The 15,245-nt window shown below is 71.4% G+C and carries 16 protein-coding genes; 7 read left to right on the top strand and 9 right to left on the bottom strand.

Translation table 11 applies throughout. From position 1 onward, the window contains the following. Positions 1-121: 121 nt before the first annotated feature. The 3 genes from IG86_RS0109395 to IG86_RS0109385 all read left to right on the top strand — a co-directional run bounded on the left by IG86_RS0109395 (position 122) and on the right by IG86_RS0109385 (position 3,408). A complete protein-coding gene (locus tag IG86_RS0109395; RefSeq protein ID WP_030822740.1) occupies positions 122-391 on the top strand; it encodes an SCO4848 family membrane protein in 270 nt (89 codons plus the stop codon). A gap of 5 nt (positions 392-396) precedes the next feature. After that, positions 397-1,728 (top strand): metallophosphoesterase, encoded by a 1,332-nt coding sequence (locus tag IG86_RS0109390; RefSeq protein WP_030896206.1) that lies wholly within the window; start codon positions 397-399, stop codon positions 1,726-1,728. A 123-nt stretch (positions 1,729-1,851) separates the two neighbouring features. After that, the gene (locus IG86_RS0109385) at positions 1,852-3,408 is read left to right on the top strand and encodes an ABC transporter substrate-binding protein (protein ID WP_030822746.1); all 1,557 of its coding nucleotides are present in this window, start codon (positions 1,852-1,854) and stop codon (positions 3,406-3,408) included. On the opposite strand, the gene IG86_RS0109380 is transcribed toward IG86_RS0109385, so the two are convergent. The 4 genes from IG86_RS0109380 to IG86_RS0109365 all read right to left on the bottom strand — a co-directional run bounded on the left by IG86_RS0109380 (position 3,405) and on the right by IG86_RS0109365 (position 5,685). Continuing rightward, positions 3,405-4,133, bottom strand: coding sequence for a TetR/AcrR family transcriptional regulator (locus tag IG86_RS0109380; RefSeq protein WP_030822749.1), 729 nt, complete (start codon positions 4,131-4,133; stop codon positions 3,405-3,407). The genes IG86_RS0109385 and IG86_RS0109380 overlap by 4 nt on opposite strands. A gap of 11 nt (positions 4,134-4,144) precedes the next feature. Continuing rightward, the gene (locus IG86_RS38545; RefSeq protein WP_030822752.1) at positions 4,145-4,570 is read right to left on the bottom strand and encodes a thiol-disulfide oxidoreductase DCC family protein; all 426 of its coding nucleotides are present in this window, start codon (positions 4,568-4,570) and stop codon (positions 4,145-4,147) included. A 3-nt stretch (positions 4,571-4,573) separates the two neighbouring features. Next, positions 4,574-4,978, bottom strand: a complete 405-nt coding sequence (locus IG86_RS0109370) for a hypothetical protein (protein WP_030659403.1) — start codon at positions 4,976-4,978, stop codon at positions 4,574-4,576. A 158-nt stretch (positions 4,979-5,136) separates the two neighbouring features. Then, a complete protein-coding gene (locus IG86_RS0109365) occupies positions 5,137-5,685 on the bottom strand; it encodes a hypothetical protein (RefSeq protein WP_030822756.1) in 549 nt (182 codons plus the stop codon). A gap of 236 nt (positions 5,686-5,921) precedes the next feature. On the opposite strand from IG86_RS0109365, the gene IG86_RS0109360 reads away from it, so the two are divergent. Beyond that, positions 5,922-6,314 (top strand): hypothetical protein, encoded by a 393-nt coding sequence (locus IG86_RS0109360; RefSeq protein ID WP_030896202.1) that lies wholly within the window; start codon positions 5,922-5,924, stop codon positions 6,312-6,314. Further along, the gene (locus IG86_RS0109355; RefSeq protein ID WP_051785061.1) at positions 6,314-8,764 is read left to right on the top strand and encodes a DUF4132 domain-containing protein; all 2,451 of its coding nucleotides are present in this window, start codon (positions 6,314-6,316) and stop codon (positions 8,762-8,764) included. Before IG86_RS0109360 ends, IG86_RS0109355 begins: the two co-directional genes overlap by 1 nt. Before the next feature lie 79 nt (positions 8,765-8,843). Here the strand turns inward: IG86_RS0109355 and IG86_RS0109350 are convergent, their stop codons facing one another. From IG86_RS0109350 to IG86_RS38540, 5 genes are all read right to left on the bottom strand, one after another. Continuing rightward, positions 8,844-9,602, bottom strand: a complete 759-nt coding sequence (locus tag IG86_RS0109350) for a succinate dehydrogenase iron-sulfur subunit (RefSeq protein WP_030663937.1) — start codon at positions 9,600-9,602, stop codon at positions 8,844-8,846. Beyond that, the gene (gene sdhA / locus IG86_RS0109345) at positions 9,602-11,356 is read right to left on the bottom strand and encodes a succinate dehydrogenase flavoprotein subunit (protein WP_030822765.1); all 1,755 of its coding nucleotides are present in this window, start codon (positions 11,354-11,356) and stop codon (positions 9,602-9,604) included. The genes IG86_RS0109350 and sdhA overlap by 1 nt, the downstream gene beginning before the upstream one ends. 23 nt (positions 11,357-11,379) lie before the next feature. Then, positions 11,380-11,862 carry a succinate dehydrogenase hydrophobic membrane anchor subunit gene (locus IG86_RS0109340; protein ID WP_030663932.1) on the bottom strand — a complete coding sequence of 161 codons (483 nt, stop codon included), beginning with the start codon at positions 11,860-11,862 and terminating at the stop codon, positions 11,380-11,382. Between the two features lie 5 nt (positions 11,863-11,867). Then, on the bottom strand, positions 11,868-12,248 hold the full coding sequence (gene sdhC / locus IG86_RS0109335) for a succinate dehydrogenase, cytochrome b556 subunit (RefSeq protein WP_078628202.1): 381 nt from the start codon (positions 12,246-12,248) through the stop codon (positions 11,868-11,870). A gap of 152 nt (positions 12,249-12,400) precedes the next feature. Next, a complete protein-coding gene (locus IG86_RS38540) occupies positions 12,401-12,967 on the bottom strand; it encodes a 2-oxo-4-hydroxy-4-carboxy-5-ureidoimidazoline decarboxylase (protein WP_045936385.1) in 567 nt (188 codons plus the stop codon). A gap of 379 nt (positions 12,968-13,346) precedes the next feature. Between IG86_RS38540 and IG86_RS0109325 the strand changes: the two genes are divergently transcribed. Together IG86_RS0109325 and IG86_RS42920 are read left to right on the top strand one after the other, a co-directional pair. Then, complete coding sequence (locus IG86_RS0109325) at positions 13,347-14,099, top strand: RNA polymerase sigma factor (protein WP_030663920.1); 753 nt, start codon at positions 13,347-13,349, stop codon at positions 14,097-14,099. Then, positions 14,099-15,139, top strand: coding sequence for a hypothetical protein (locus IG86_RS42920; protein WP_051785060.1), 1,041 nt, complete (start codon positions 14,099-14,101; stop codon positions 15,137-15,139). The genes IG86_RS0109325 and IG86_RS42920 overlap by 1 nt, the downstream gene beginning before the upstream one ends. The last annotated feature ends 106 nt before the right edge of the window (positions 15,140-15,245 follow it).

Below are 15,245 nucleotides of genomic sequence, written 5' to 3'. Positions count from 1 at the left end.
GCAGGTGAAAGTACCTCCCGATGAGCTGGATGGCGTCGCGGACCGGCCATTTCGTGGCAACCAACCCCGGGACAGCCCACCCCGGCGCGTCCGTCCCGGGGACGAAACCGATACTGAGGACATGAAACTCAGCCGTGCCGCTTCCTGGTTCCTGCTCGCCTTCGGAGTGTGGACCTGGTTCATCTGGGTGTCTTTCGTCCGGAACCTGTGGAAGAACGGCAGTGGCCTGGCCTTTGACACGGCGGGCGACCCCACTGCCTACTTCTGGGTCCACCTGACGCTTGCGGTGACGTCCTTTCTCCTGGGGACGGCGGTCGGTGTGATCGGGTTGCGCGGGGTCCTGGCCCTGCGGCGCGGATCACGTTCCGGCGCCGAGGGCGGTGCGGCATGACGATCGTGGTCTTCGCCCTGGTCGCACTGGCGGTCTGCGCCCTGCTGGCCGCGGTGCACCGCTGGCTGTGGATCCGGCTGGTCCGTGACACCACCGCCCCGGGCGGCCTGCCCCGCCGCGTCGGCACCGCGTTGGCCATCGCCCTGCCCCTCCTCGCCGTCGCCGCCCTGACCGCGGGCCGCGCCGGGGCCCCGTTCTGGCTGCAGCAGACGGTGTCCTGGCCGGGGTACCTGTGGCTCGCGGTGCTCCTGTACCTGACCCTGACGATGCTGGTCGCGGAGCCGATCCGCGCGCTGTTGCTCCGCCGTCTGGCCCACCGGGACCCCTCCGGGGCGGTAGCGGGACCTCCGGCGGAGCCCTCCGCTGCCCCGTCGGGCACCTCCGAATCCGGCACGGCCGCGGCGTCGTCGTCCTCCGCCGGTGCCGGTGCCGGTGCCGGTGCGGAGCCCGGCGCGGTGCTCGCCGCGGACGGCGCGGCCCGGGGCCCGGCCGCGGCGGCGCCGGGCGGCGGGCTCAGCCGGCGCACCTTCGTCGCGCGCACGGTGGGCGGGGCGGCCGCCGCCGTCGCCCTCGGCACCGTCGGCAACGGCACGTACGGCGTGCTGCGCGGGCCCGGCGTGCGGCGCGTCCAGGTCCCCCTGGCCAAACTGCCGCGCGCGGCACACGGCTTCCGGATCGCCGTCGTCAGCGACGTCCACCTCGGACCGGTGCTCGGCCGCGCCCACGCCCAGCGCGTCGTCGACACGGTCAACCGCACCCAGCCCGACCTCATCGCCATCGTCGGCGACCTCGTCGACGGCAGCGTCCCCGACCTCGGGCCGGCGGCGGAGCCGCTGCGCGGGCTGACCGCCCGCCACGGCTCCTTCTTCGTCACCGGCAACCACGAATACTTCTCCGGCGCCGAGCAGTGGGTCGAGCACGTCCGCGAACTCGGCCTGACCCCGCTGGAGAACGCCCGGCGCGCCCTGCCGCACTTCGACCTCGCGGGCGTCAACGACATCCAGGGGGAGCGGGAGGGGAGCGGCCCCGACTTCCGGGCCGCCCTCGGCGACCGCGACCGGACGCGGGCCGCCGTACTCCTCGCCCACCAGCCGGTGGTCATCCACGACGCCGTCCGGCACGGCGTCGACCTGCAGCTCTCCGGCCACACCCACGGCGGCCAGCTCTGGCCCGGCAACTTCCTCGCCGAGCTGGCCAACCCCACCGTCGCCGGGCTGGAGCGCTACGGCGACACCCAGCTCTACGTCTCCCGCGGGGCGGGCGCCTGGGGGCCGCCGGTGCGCGTCGGCGCGCCGTCCGACATCACAGTCGTAGAACTCGCCTCATACCAGGCCTGACCCTCCCCAACCGTCAACTGGCCCTGCACGAACCGATCTTCCGGTGGCTGATATTCCGTGATGGGATATCCGTTAATCGGACAGCGGGTCGCTGTCTCCGGGACTAGGGGTGGGGTTCACGGGATGCGGTCTGTCCGCTGGAAGATCATCGCGGCCGGGCTGGTCCTCGGCGTGGCCGGTGTCGGCGCCTGGCAGCTGCTGCCCGAGGGCGGCGGCGACCGCGGCGCCATCCGCGTCGGGACCAGTGACGTCGTCTCCTCCCTCGACCCCGCCGGGGCGTACGACGCGGGCTCCTGGGCCCTGTTCAGCAACGTCTACCAGTCGCTGCTGACCATCAGGCCCGGCTCCGACGCGCCCGTGCCGGACGCCGCCGCCTCCTGCGCCTTCGTCGGCCAGAAGCTCACCACCTACCGGTGCGAACTCCGCCCCGACGTGAAGTTCGCCGGCGGCCGCGCGATCACCGCCGAGGACGTCAAGCACTCCTTCGACCGGATCAAGGCGATCAACTCCGACCAGGGTCCGGCCCCGCTCTTCAACACCCTGGAATCGGTCCAGGCCGAGGGCCTTACGGTCACCTTCACCCTGTCCGCCGGCGACGCCACCTTCCCGTTCAAGATCGCGACGGGTGCCGCCTCGATCGTCGACAAGGACAAGTACCCGGCGAAGTCCCTGCGCGAGGACGCCAAGGTCGACGGCTCCGGCCCGTACACGCTGGGCTCGTACAAGGCCGGTGCGAGCGCCGAGCTCAGGCCCAACACCTCGTACAAGGGGCAGGGCAAGCCCGCCCGCGCGTCCGTCACGGTCAAGTACTTCAAGGACTCCGAGCAGCTCGACCAGGCCTGGAACGGCCGCCAGATCGAGGTCGCCCACCGGGAGATGCCGCCTGCTGTGCTCGCCGGCCTCAACCCGGGCATGAAGGACACCCGTTACCAGGCATCCGGCGGCAGCGAGACCCGCTCGATCGTCTTCAACGTCCGCCCGGGCTCCGCCGCCGCCCCGCTCGCCGTCCGCCAGGCCGTCGCCGCCGTCCTGGACCGCACCAAGGTCGCCGGCGACGTCTACCGGGGCACGGTCACTCCGCTGTACTCCCTGGTCCCGGCGGGCATCGCCGGCCACAGCACGCCGTTCTTCGACGCCTATCCGGCGCCCGACGGGGCCACCGCCAAGAAGCTCTTCAAGGACGCCGGGATCAACGGCCCCGTGCACCTCGGGCTCGGTGTGAACGTACGCGGCGCGAACATGCCCGAGGCCGAGGAGATCGAGCGGCAGCTGGAGGCCACCGGCCTCTTCCAGGTGACCCTCAAGCCGGTGGAGGAGTGGAAGGACTTCCAGAAGGGTTACGCGGCGGGCGAGTTCGACGCCTACACGATCGGGTGGATCGCGGACTTCCCGGACGCGGACAACTTCCTCGCCCCGCTCGTCGGCGCCGACTCCTCCATGAACAACGGCTTCTCCGACAAGCACGTCGACGAGCTGATCACCCGTACCCAGTCCCACTCGGAGCGCGCCGACGCCTCCGCCGAGTTCCGCGACCTGCAGAAGGTGGTCGCCCAGCAGGCCCCGATGGTGCCGATCTGGCAGAAGAAGGACTACGTGATGTCCCGCGAGGCCGTCACCGGTGCCCAGAACCTGTCCGACGGCACCGGCGTCTGGCGTCTGTGGGAGCTCAACTGGCTCTAGTCGGCGTCCGGGTGCGGATCCGACGCCTTGCGCCGGCCCGCCGCCGTCTGGGCCATGCCCGGCAGGAAGTCCGCGAACAGCTCGTGGACCTCGCGCACCAGCGGCCGCAGCACGCGGAAGCGGGCCAGCACGATGCCCCGCGTCGTGAGCTGCGCGCCGCGCTCGGCGAGCCGCCGCGACTTCTCGCTGTCCGGGGAGCGGTCGAAGACCCAGTACAGGACCAGGCCCATCTGCGAGAGCCACATCAGCTCGGGCAGGACGTCGGCGAGCTCGGCCGGCACCTTGGTCTTCGCGCCCGCCAGCACCTCGCGGTGGATGTCGATCGCGGCCTTGCGCGCCGGTTCCGACTCCGGTGAGAAGGGGCTGAGCGGACTCTCGGGGTCGGCCGCGTTCTTGAAGAACTGCGAGGCGAACTCGTGGTACGGAGCGCCGATGTCCAGCCAGCTCGTCAGCACGCCCGCGAGCCGCTTCTGCAGATCGGTCTCGTTGTCCAGGATGGGCCGGACCGCCGCCTGGTGGGCGGCGCTGATCCGGTCGTAGAAGCCCTGGACCAGGTGTTCCTTCGACTCGAAGTAGTAGTAGGCGTTGCCGACCGAGACACCGGCTTCCTTCGCGATGCCCCGCATGGTCGTCTTGTCGAAGCCGCGCTCCTGGAAGAGGCGGAGCGCGGTTTCGAGGATGAGCGTGCGGGTCTGCTCGCTCTTGGGAGCCTTCTGATCAGTCACGGTGTATGAGCCTATCGGGGGACGGAGCACTGGTCGTCACAGGCCGGTCCCTCGACGGCCGCGGGCGGGCCCTCGGTGCGCACGGCCTGCCGCCACGCGGAGGCCGTGTACATGGCGGCCCGGGCGAACGGGCGGCCGGCCGGCGTCGCCAGCCAGTTCGCCTTCGGCCGGTGTTCGACCAGTGCCCACAGGCACACGATGAAGGCGTCGGTCCCGGTCCACACCTGCCCGGATTCCCCCACGACGGTGATCTCCCGGAGCGTCGAGGCGTGGTCGAGCCGGGGGAACCGCCGCCGCGCCTCCCAGGACGCGGCGGGGACCAGGGCGATCGGGAGGAGCCGGCGCTGCGCGAGCAGCCAGTGCCGGATGTGCACGCAGAGCGGGCAGTCGGCGTCGTAGAGGACGGTCAGGTGCCGCACGGCCCCGGTGGGCGCCACGGTTCAGGCCCCGACCGGCGCGGTCCACCCCTGCGGGGCGACGGGCGGGGTCTGCTGGCGCTCCATGATGCCGCGGCGGCGCATCCTGTTCAGCACCCACACGTTGCCGAGGTGCATGACGCCCAGGACCAGCAGGACGACGCCGAGCTTGACCGAGAGCGCCTCGAAGAGGGCGCGTGCGGTGTCGATCTCCTCGCTGGAGCGCAGGTAGAGGGTCACGAACCCGATGTTGACGAGGTAGAAGCCGACCACGAGCAGCTGGTTGACGGCGTCCGCGAGCTTCTCGTTGCCCTGGAGGACGTCGCCGATGAAGACGCGCCCGTTGCGGCTGAGCGTGCGCGCCACCCAGACGGTGAGCGCGATGCTGATGAGCAGGTAGATGACGTACGTGACCACGGTGAGGTCCATTGCCCCAGCCCCCTTGAACATGTTCAAATGCTCTGACGTCGACGACTCTAGAGCCTTTTTTGAACAAGTTCAAGCGATGTCCCGCCCGTTTCGGGCGGCCCGGAAACGCGCGCGGGCCCCGGCCGTGTGGCCGGGGCCCGAAGCGTCGCGCGTGAACCTCACATGCTGAGCGCACGCGCGTGGTTGAGCTGCGACATCACCCAGTGGTAGGTGTTCGCGTCCACCGCCGGGATCATCGTGGAGTGGTGGCGGCCGCCGCTGGTCACCGTGACCTGGATGTAGCCGGTGGTGGTCTTCTCCTTCATCAGGAGGAAGAGCAGGCCGAGCAGGCAGAACAGGAAGAAGACGATCGCCAGCACGATCGCGTGGGGCGGGATCTTCTCCTCGGTGCGCGAGAAGTCGGTCGCGTTCCACATCGCACCCCTGAGCGGCATGGGGCCCGACGGGGTGATGATCTGGTCGCCGGCCACGGTGATGTCGCCGAGGGCGAAGCCGGCGCCGCCGACCGGCGCGGCGGGGTAGCCGCCGGGGACGGACATGCCCGCGCCGATGGTCGGCTGGTACGCCGGGGCCGCCGGGTAGGGCTGGGGGTAGCCGTAACTGGCCTCACCGGGGCCCCACTTGTAGTCGCCCTGGCCGGGCGCGCCGGCCGGGCCGCCCTGGCCGGCGGGACCGCTCGTGTACGGGTTGGGCTGCTGCTCGCTCATACGGCCGATCCTTCCACAGGCACCCCCGCCCTGTACCCCGGGTCCCGCAGCTCGGCGGCCCGGTCGGAGGGCGGGACGGGGGAGGGACGGCGGTCCGGCGCCCGCCCTCGGTGGCGAACACCCCGCTCGTGTCATGAACCTTTCCAGATCGGGGCGTTGGGGACCATGCCGCCCTCCGCCACGGCCGCACCGGCGCGCGGGGGCCGTTGTCAGTGGTCCCCCCTACGGTCGAAGGCATGGGAATGGTGACCTTCGTCGACGAGACGACCGCCGGGGGCCGTGGCGACGGCTGGGGACTTGAGATCGCCGAGGAGCGGCTCGCGCTGCGCGAGCTGATCAGGCGCAGGGTGTTCCAGGAGGTCGCGGAGTACCACGCCCGGCGGCCCGAGGTGTTCCAGGGCCTGGTGCAGCCGGAGGGCGCCGAGCGGACCCTCAACGGCTACGCGCTGCGGACACCGCGCCGCATCGACCCGCAGCAGCAGACCGAGCTGGCGTTGCGGGCCTTCGAGCGCAACGGGTTCCTGGTCCTGGTGGGGGACCGTCAGATCACCGGACTGGACGAGGAGGTGGCCCTCCCGCTCGGCGTCGAGGTCACCTTCCTCAAGCTCGTCGCGCTGGTGGGTGGCTGATGACCCAGAACGTCAAGGTCATGGCGGACCGGCTGGTGCGCAGGGTGGTCGACTGCTCCTTCCACCACCCCGCCGTCAAGCAGCGGCTCGGCGAGATCCAGCAGCTCCCGCCGGAGGAACGGCTCCCGCTGGTCGAGGCGTTCGCCGAGCGCCACCGGCAGGGGAGCGACACCGACCCGGTGCGGCTCAAGCTGCTCACGCTGACCGCGCTGGTCGGCCGGGGCCTGGGCGGCCTCCCGCTGGCCGCGGAGCGGGCCGCGCAGCTCGACGTCCTCGGCCGCGCCCACTCCTTCTGGTACGGCGACCGCTGCGAGACCCTCGTCGAGGCCGAGGCCGCCGCCGGCCGGGCACTCTCGCCCGCCGTCATCGCGACCGTCCGGCGCACCGCCGTGGGCGCCTACGCCGACCAGGAGATCGTCCGGTTCGCCGGGCGGTTCACCGAACCCGTGCTCAACGTCGGCGAGCCGTGGGCGGAGCGGGCCATGGAGGACGAGCGCCTGCGCGAGGTGCTGGCGCACGCGCTGACCGCCAAGGCCGCCAAGCCCTCCGCCGCCTGGGAGAAGCGCGGCCGGGCGCTCGTCGAGGCCCTCGGGGCCGCGACCGTGCGCGAGGCGGTGCTGCCCCTGCTCGCCCTGGTCGGCCGGCCCCGCACCTTCGAGCTGGACCGGGCGGAATACGAGCCGGACGTCAACGCCGCCTTCGACCCCTACAACGCCAACGCCCTGCGCGGCCTGGTCTGGCTGCTGGCTCTGCTCCCGTCGCACCCCGACACGGTGCGCGCACTGGGCTCGCTCGTGGAGACATCGCTGCGCAAGGCCGCCGGCCTCGGCCCGCGCAACCCCAAGGTGGCCAACGCGGCGGTGGGCGCCCTGGCCCGGGCCGACGGCGAGGCCACGCTGGCCGAACTGGCCCGGCTCGGCACCCGGGTCACGTACAAGGGCACCCTCAAGCTCGTCGACGCGGCGCTGGAGGCCCGGGCCACCGCGCTCGGGCTGAGCCGCGAGGAGATCGAGGAGCTGGCCGTTCCCGCGTACGGGCTCACGGAGGTGGGCAAGGCCGTCCACCACATTGGGGAGGCCACCGCGGAGCTGGCGGTGCGCGGGAACCGGGCGGTCCTGGTCTGGCGCAACGCCGCCGGAAGGCCGGTCAAGACCGTGCCCGCCGCCGTGCGGCGGGACCACCCCGAGGAACTCAAGGAGCTCAAGGGCCTGGTCAAGGACATCGACAAGTCACTGTCGGCGCAGGCCGAGCGGCTGGACCGGCAGTTCCTCGCCCGCCGCCGGTGGACGTACGGGCAATGGCGCGAGCGGTACCTCGACCACCCGCTGGTCGGCACGCTGGCCCGGCGGCTGATCTGGACCGTGGACGGGACGCCCGTCTGCTTCGTGGACGGTGCGCTGCGCACCCTCGCGGGAGCCGCCCTCACCGACCTCACCGGCCGCACCGCCCCCGCCGAAGGGGCCGCCGTCGAGCTGTGGCACCCCGTCGGCCGGGAGCCCGCCGAGGTGCTCGCCTGGCGGGAGTGGCTGGAGCGGTACGCCGTGACCCAGCCCTTCAAGCAGGCCCACCGCGAGGTGTACCTGCTGACCGACGCCGAACGCAGGACGCGGACGTATTCCAACCGGTTCGCCGCGCACGTCCTGCGCCAGCACCAGTTCAACTCGCTCACCTCGGCCCGGGGATGGCACAACAGGCTCCGCCTGTGCGTCGACGACTCCGTCCCGCCCGCCACCCGCGAGCTGCCCCAGTGGGGGCTGCGGGCCGAGTACTGGATCGAGGGCGAGGGGCACGAGTACGGGATCGACACCACCGAGTCGGGCACCTACCTGCGGCTGCGCACCGACCAGGTGCGCTTCTATCCGATCGACGCCCCGCAGAACTGGGCGAGCACCTACGGCGGCGGGTACGAGATGTGGCCGGCGGACGGCCGGCGCACCGGGGCCGATCCACTGCCGCTCACCGAGGTACCGGAGCTGGTGCTGAGCGAGGTGATGCGCGACGTGGACCTGTTCGTCGGCGTGGCCAGCGTCGGCAACGACCCGACCTGGTCCGACGGCGGGCCGCAGGGCCGCTTCCGGGACTACTGGACCTCCTACGGCTTCGGCGAGCTGGGCGCGAGCGCCGAGACCCGGCGGGCCCTGCTGGAGCGGCTGGTGCCGAGGCTCGCCGTCGCGGACCGCTGCACCGTCGAGGGCCGCTTCCTGCACGTCCGCGGCGAGCTGCACACGTACAAGATCCACCTCGGCTCGGGGAACATCCTGATGTCGCCGAACGACCAGTACCTGTGCATCGTGCCCGGCGGCGCGGGCGCCCCGGCCGCCACCGAACCGGGCTACCTGCCCTTCGAGGGGGACCGCACCCTCGCCGTCATCCTCTCCAAGGCGATGCTCCTCGCGAAGGACACGGAGATCACCGACCCGACGATCACCAGCCAGCTGCGGCGCCGCTGACGGCGCCTCCCGCGACGCACGAGGGCCCCGCCCCCGGACGAACCGGGGACGGGGCCCTCGTACAGGCGGGACCGGGAGGTCAGAAGCGGCGCGTGATCAGCGCACGCTTGACTTCCTGGATCGCCTTGGTGACCTCGATGCCGCGCGGGCACGCGTCGGTGCAGTTGAAGGTCGTGCGGCAGCGCCACACGCCGTCCTTGTCGTTCAGGATCTCCAGCCGCTGCTCGCCGGCCTCGTCACGCGAGTCGAAGATGAAGCGGTGCGCGTTGACGATCGCCGCCGGGCCGAAGTACTGGCCGTCGTTCCAGAACACCGGGCACGAGGACGTGCACGCGGCGCACAGGATGCACTTGGTGGTGTCGTCGAAGCGCTCGCGGTCCTCGGCGGACTGCAGGCGCTCGCGCGTCGGCTCGTTGCCCTTGGTGACCAGGAACGGCATGACGTCCCGGTACGCCTGGAAGAAGGGCTCCATGTCGACCACGAGGTCCTTCATCACCGTGAGGCCCTTGATGGCCTCGACGGTGATCGGCTTCTCGGGGTTGATGTCCTTGATCAGCGTCTTGCAGGCGAGCCTGTTCTTGCCGTTGATCCGCATCGCGTCCGAGCCGCAGATGCCGTGCGCGCACGAGCGGCGGAAGGTCAGCGTGCCGTCCAGGTCCCACTTGATCTTGTGGAGACCGTCGAGCACGCGCTCCTTCGGGTCGATCTCGATCTGGAAGTCCTGCCACTGCGACTCGTCCGAGATCTCGGGGTTGAAGCGGCGGATCCGGAAGGTGACCGTGATGTACGGGGAGGCCGCGGCCGCCTCTTCCATCTTGTCCAGGGTGGGGGTAGCCATCAGTACTTACGCTCCATCGGCTGGTAGCGGGTCGTGACGACCGGCTTGTAGTCGAGCCGGACCGAGTCCGAGCCGTCGGCTCCGACCTCGCGGTACGCCATGGTGTGGCGCATGAAGTTGACGTCGTCGCGGTTCGGGTAGTCCTCGCGGTAGTGACCGCCGCGGGACTCCTTGCGCGCCAGGGCGGACACGGCCATGACCTCGGCCAGGTCGAGCAGGTTGCCCAGCTCGATGGCCTCCAGCAGGTCCGTGTTGAAGCGCTTGCCCTTGTCCTGGACGGACACGTTCTTGTAGCGCTCGCGCAGCTCCGCGATCTTCTCGACCGCGGTCTTGATGGTCTGCTCCGTGCGGAACACCATCACGTTCGCGTCCATCGTCTCCTGGAGCTCCAGACGCAGGTCGGCGACCCGCTCGTTGCCCGTGGAGTTGCGCAGGCGCTCGACGAGGTCGACCACCTGCTGCGCCGGGTTCTCGGGGAGCTCGACGTAGTCGTTCTCCTGCGAGTACTTCGCCGCGGCGATGCCGGAACGCTTGCCGAAGACGTTGATGTCCAGCAGCGAGTTGGTGCCCAGGCGGTTCGCGCCGTGCACCGACACGCACGCGACCTCGCCGGCCGCGTACAGGCCCGGGACGACGGTGGTGTTGTCGCTGAGGACCTCACCCTCGACGTTGGTCGGGATGCCGCCCATGGCGTAGTGCGCGGTGGGCTGGATCGGGATCGGGTCCGTGTACGGCTCGATGCCCAGGTAGGTGCGCGCGAACTCGGTGATGTCCGGGAGCTTCGCGTCGAGCTGCTCCGGCGGCAGGTGCGTCAGGTCCAGGTACACGTGGTCACCGGCCGGACCGCAGCCGCGGCCCTCACGGATCTCGGTGTAGATGGAGCGCGAGACGACGTCACGGGACGCGAGGTCCTTCATGACCGGCGCGTACTTCTCCATGAAGCGCTCGCCGTCCTTGTTGCGGAGGATGCCGCCCTCACCGCGGGCGCCCTCCGTCAGCAGGATGCCCATGCGCCAGATGCCCGTCGGGTGGAACTGGAAGAACTCCATGTCCTCCAGCGGCAGACCGCGGCGGTAGCAGGCCGCCTGGCCGTCACCCGTGAGGGTGTGCGCGTTGGAGGTCACCTTGAAGAACTTGCCGGTGCCGCCGGAGGCGTAGATGACGGCCTTGGCCTGGAACACGTGGATCTCGCCGGTGGCGAGCTCGTACGCGACCACACCGGCCGACTTCTTGACGCCGTCCTCCTCGACCAGGAGCTGGTCCAGGACGTAGAACTCGTTGAAGAACTCCACGCCCTCCTTGACGCAGTTCTGGTACAGCGTCTGGAGGATCATGTGACCGGTGCGGTCCGCGGCGTAGCAGGACCGGCGGACCGGCGCCTCGCCGTGGTTGCGGGAGTGGCCGCCGAAGCGGCGCTGGTCGATGGTGCCGTCCGGGGTGCGGTTGAACGGCAGGCCCATCTTCTCCAGGTCGAGGACCGCGTCGATGGCCTCCTTCGCCAGGATCTCGGCGGCGTCCTGGTCGACCAGGTAGTCACCGCCCTTGACCGTGTCGAAGGTGTGCCACTCCCAGTTGTCCTCCTCCACGTTCGCCAGCGCGGCGGCCATGCCGCCCTGCGCGGCGCCCGTGTGGGAGCGGGTGGGGTAGAGCTTCGTCAGCACCGCGGTGCGGCTGCGCTTCGTCGACTCGATGGCGGCGCGCATGCCGGCGCCACCTGCGCCGACGATGACGGTGTCGTACTTGTGGATCTTCATTGGTTTCGCCTCAGCCCCGTTGCCTAGCGGATGTTCGGGTCGAAGGTGAAGATCACCAGCGTGCCCAGAAGGATGGTGAACACCGTGGCGGTGTAGAGCAGGCCCTTCAGCCACAGCCGCGTGTTGGCACGCTCCGCGTAGTCGTTGATGACGGTACGCAGGCCGTTGGCGCCGTGCAGCATCGCCAGCCACAGCATCAGCAGGTCCCAGACCTGCCAGAACGGGGACGCCCAGCGGCCGGCCACGAAGGCGAAGCCGATCTTGGAGACGCCGCCGTCGAGCACCAGCTGGATCAGCAGGTGGCCGATGACGAGGACGACGAGCACGATGCCCGAGAGGCGCATGAAGAGCCACGCGACCATCTCGAAGTTGCCGCGGGTCGAGCGGGGCGTCTTGCCCGTGCGCTTGCGCGGCGCCTCGATGTAGGGCGCGGGGTTGTCCACGTCGTAGAGGGAAACACCCTCCACGTCGCCGATGACCTTGGCGGAAGAAGTGTCAGAGGACATGCGCGTCACTTCCCGAACAGTTCAGCGGCTGCGTGGCCGAGCACGGGGTAGAGAGCCCCGACCATCAGCACGACCCAGATGCCCACGACCCACCAGAGCATCGTCTTCTGGTGGCGCGGGCCCTTGGACCAGAAGTCCACGGCGATGACACGGAGACCGTTGAGCGCGTGGAACAGGATGGCGGCGACGAGGCCGTACTCCAGCAGCGCGACGATCGGAGTCTTATAGGTAGCCACGACATCGTCGTACGCCTCGGGGGAGACGCGGACGAGAGCGGTGTCGAGGACGTGTACGAACAGGAAGAAGAAGATGAGGACGCCGGTGACTCGATGAGCCACCCAGGACCACATTCCTTCCCGGCCGCGGTACAACGTTCCAGCCGGCACGGAAAACCCTCCGGAAGCGGGGCGGGGGCCAGCCGGCTTCTTTGTCGGTCGGGCCCGGCCGGGTACGGTCCACCGGCCCCGGACATCGTAGCGACGAGTTGTCGGTTCCCTCGCCCGGGGTCCGGCTGTGTGATCAAACAGGCACGTACGGGCTATCCCACAGGGGCGAATAGCCCGATTTCGGCCGTAGGCAGCCCATCGGAGCGGGTCAGTCGGCGCGTCACGTCCAGCAGCCGGGACTGCGCGACGCGGCGCAGCTCGTCCGCGGAGAGCGAGCGCTCCTCGTCCACCTCGTGCCCCATCCGCCGGCGGATGGCCCCCAGCAGCTGGTCGGCCTGCTCCTCCGGCGGGTACCCGTCCAGGCAGATCACGAAGGCGTGGCCGAACTTCCGTTCGTACTCCGCGTGGGCCGCGTCGAGCGCCAGCAGTGCGGCGTAGGACGCCCCGTGGTCCAGCTCGGCCGAGTGCTCCGCGGCCAGCGCCTCGGTCAGGTCCGCCTGCGAGAGGTCGTACGAGGCCTCGTCCGCGGCGGCGAGCAGGGCGTCCGCGTCGGGGTAGGGGCGGTGCGCCGCCACCCGGTGCGCCCAGCGGCGGCTCCCGCAGCAGTGCAGGAGGACCGCCCGGGCGGCCTCGGGGGACAGTGCGTTGAACCGCGCCAGTCCGGGGCCGTGGGCGGGGTCGGAGCAGCCGCGGGCCTGTGCCGGAAGGTGGCTGGACAGCGGGGGGCTCCTCGGGGCGTGGCGCGGGTGTGCCGCAACGCTATCGATGCAGGGCAGGGTGTGTCGTACCCATGCGGGGATTTCACCCGGAAGTGAGCCGAAAGGATGACGTGAGCGCCACGGACAGGCATGGTGGGATGCCCGAAAGGGGGAGGGCGACCGAGGCCGCCACCCCCCACAGGAGAGGCCCCGGCCGCCATCCGTCACGGGCTCGTGCGACAAGCCCGTACCCCTGTCAGCGCCGGAGGTGCGTTTTGTGTCACACCTCGCTCCGCGCAGGATTGGTTGCACGTTGTATCACTCGTGGACGAGAGGTGCTTGAAAGCCGTAACGTGCTGATTTGCGCCACACGTACAGGACAGTGAACGGGTTGGGGACTTTGCTGGGGGACGACGCGGAGCTGACCGCCGCGGTGCTCGCGGCACAGGACGGCGACGAGAACGCGTTCCGTGCTGTGTACCGCGCCGTGCACCCACGCCTGCTCGGTTACGTACGCACGCTCGTCGGGGACGGCGACGCCGAGGACGTGACCTCCGAGGCCTGGCTGCAGATAGCCCGCGACCTCGACTCCTTCACCGGAGACGCCGACCGCTTCCGCGGCTGGGCGGCGCGCATCGCGCGCAACCGGGCCCTGGACCACATACGCATGCGCGGCCGCCGGCCCGCCATCGGCGGTGACGACACCGAGCTGACGAGCTGGGCCGCCGAGTGCGACACCGCCGGCGCGGCGATGGAGTCCCTCGACACCGGGCGCACCATGGCGCTCATAGCCCAGCTGCCCCAGGACCAGGCCGAGGCCGTCGTGCTGCGGGTCGTGGTCGGCCTCGACGCCAAGAGCGCGGCCGAGACCCTGGGCAAGCGGCCCGGCGCCGTACGCACCGCCGCGCACCGCGGCCTGAAGAAGCTGGCGGAACTGCTCGCCGCGCAGGGCGCGGACGGCGGCTTCGAGGCCGGTCCGGGCACCGGCGCCAAGGCGGGCGTCACGGTCGGCCATAATGCCGATGGCCATGCGTGGGACGGCGGGGGCGGGAGGGATCTCGACGCCGTACCCGCACAGCGTGGCCGGGGCGGCAGCTACGCAGAACAAACCGGTGTGACGCATTCACGTTGGCGGACGCAGAAGGACATGTGATGGCCGACGAGCGCGACAGGTGGCTGGACGAGGCCGCGGCGGAAGCATTCCTGCGCGGCGGACCGACGGAACCTGTGGGGCCCGCCGCCGACACGCGTGCCGCGATGGAGGCCGCCCGGCTGCGGGCCGCCCTGGACGCCCTGGCCGCGATGGCGGTGCCGGCGCCCCGGGGTACGGAACTGCCCGGCGAGGGCGTGGCGGTGGACGCCTACCGCGCGGCGCGCGGCGCCGTGCGTCCCGCTGCCGTGCGTCCCGCCGCCGCGCCGTCCGCGGCCGACGGGTCCGGGGAGCCCCTGGTCGCCCTCGGCCGCGTCTTCCCCGCACCCGCGCCCGTACCGGCCCGACGGCGCGCCCGGACCGTGAGCTTCGGCCTGGCCGCGGCCCTCGCGAGCGTCGCCGCCGGCGGACTGGCCGCCGCGGCCGGAGCGGGGCTGCTGGACCGGTCCCGGCACGACACCGCCGGACCCGGGCCGGCGATGTCCGTCAGCGCCGGCGAGAGCCCGGTCCCCGGCGTCGGCACCAGCGCCCCGACCCTCACCCCGAAGCTGCGGCCCACCCCGCTGCCGGACGGCTCCAACCCGGGGTTCGCCCCCGTGACGCCGTCGCCGGGCCCGGACGGGCGTACGGCACCCGGCACCGCGGCGGGCCCCGACACCTCCACGGGCACCACCACGACCGGCGGCGGCGCGGGCAAGGACCCCCAGGACGACCGCAGCGGTCAGGGCGACCACGAAGGCAGCCGCGACACCCTGGGCACCGGGGAACTCGGCAAGGACCGCCAGCAGGAGCAGGACAGCCGGCTCAAGGCGGACCTCTGCCAGGAGTACCGCAAGGGCCGGCTCAACGACGACCGGCGCGAGCGGCTCTCACGGCTGGCCGACGGACTCCTGCGGATCCCGGCCTACTGCGCCTCGGTGCTGGACGGGGAGTCCGACGGCGCCAAGCGCCGCGACGCCCCGCTGGGGGGCGGGACGCTCCGGGCGCCGTCGCTGTCACCGGCGGTTCCGCAGGGCTCCACGCCCCTGCGCGTCGGCCGCTGACACATGCGCTGACCCGCCTGTAACACTTTTCGAACCGGCGGCGCAGTACGTATCGAGCCGACTGGTCATCGGCCGCGCATGAGCCGGGGTTCCCCCCGTACCCCTG

The organism is Streptomyces virginiae, from assembly GCF_000720455.1.
In the GTDB taxonomy this organism is placed as follows: Bacteria; Actinomycetota; Actinomycetes; order Streptomycetales; family Streptomycetaceae; genus Streptomyces; species Streptomyces virginiae.
This window is presented reverse-complemented; position numbering and strand designations above follow the sequence as displayed.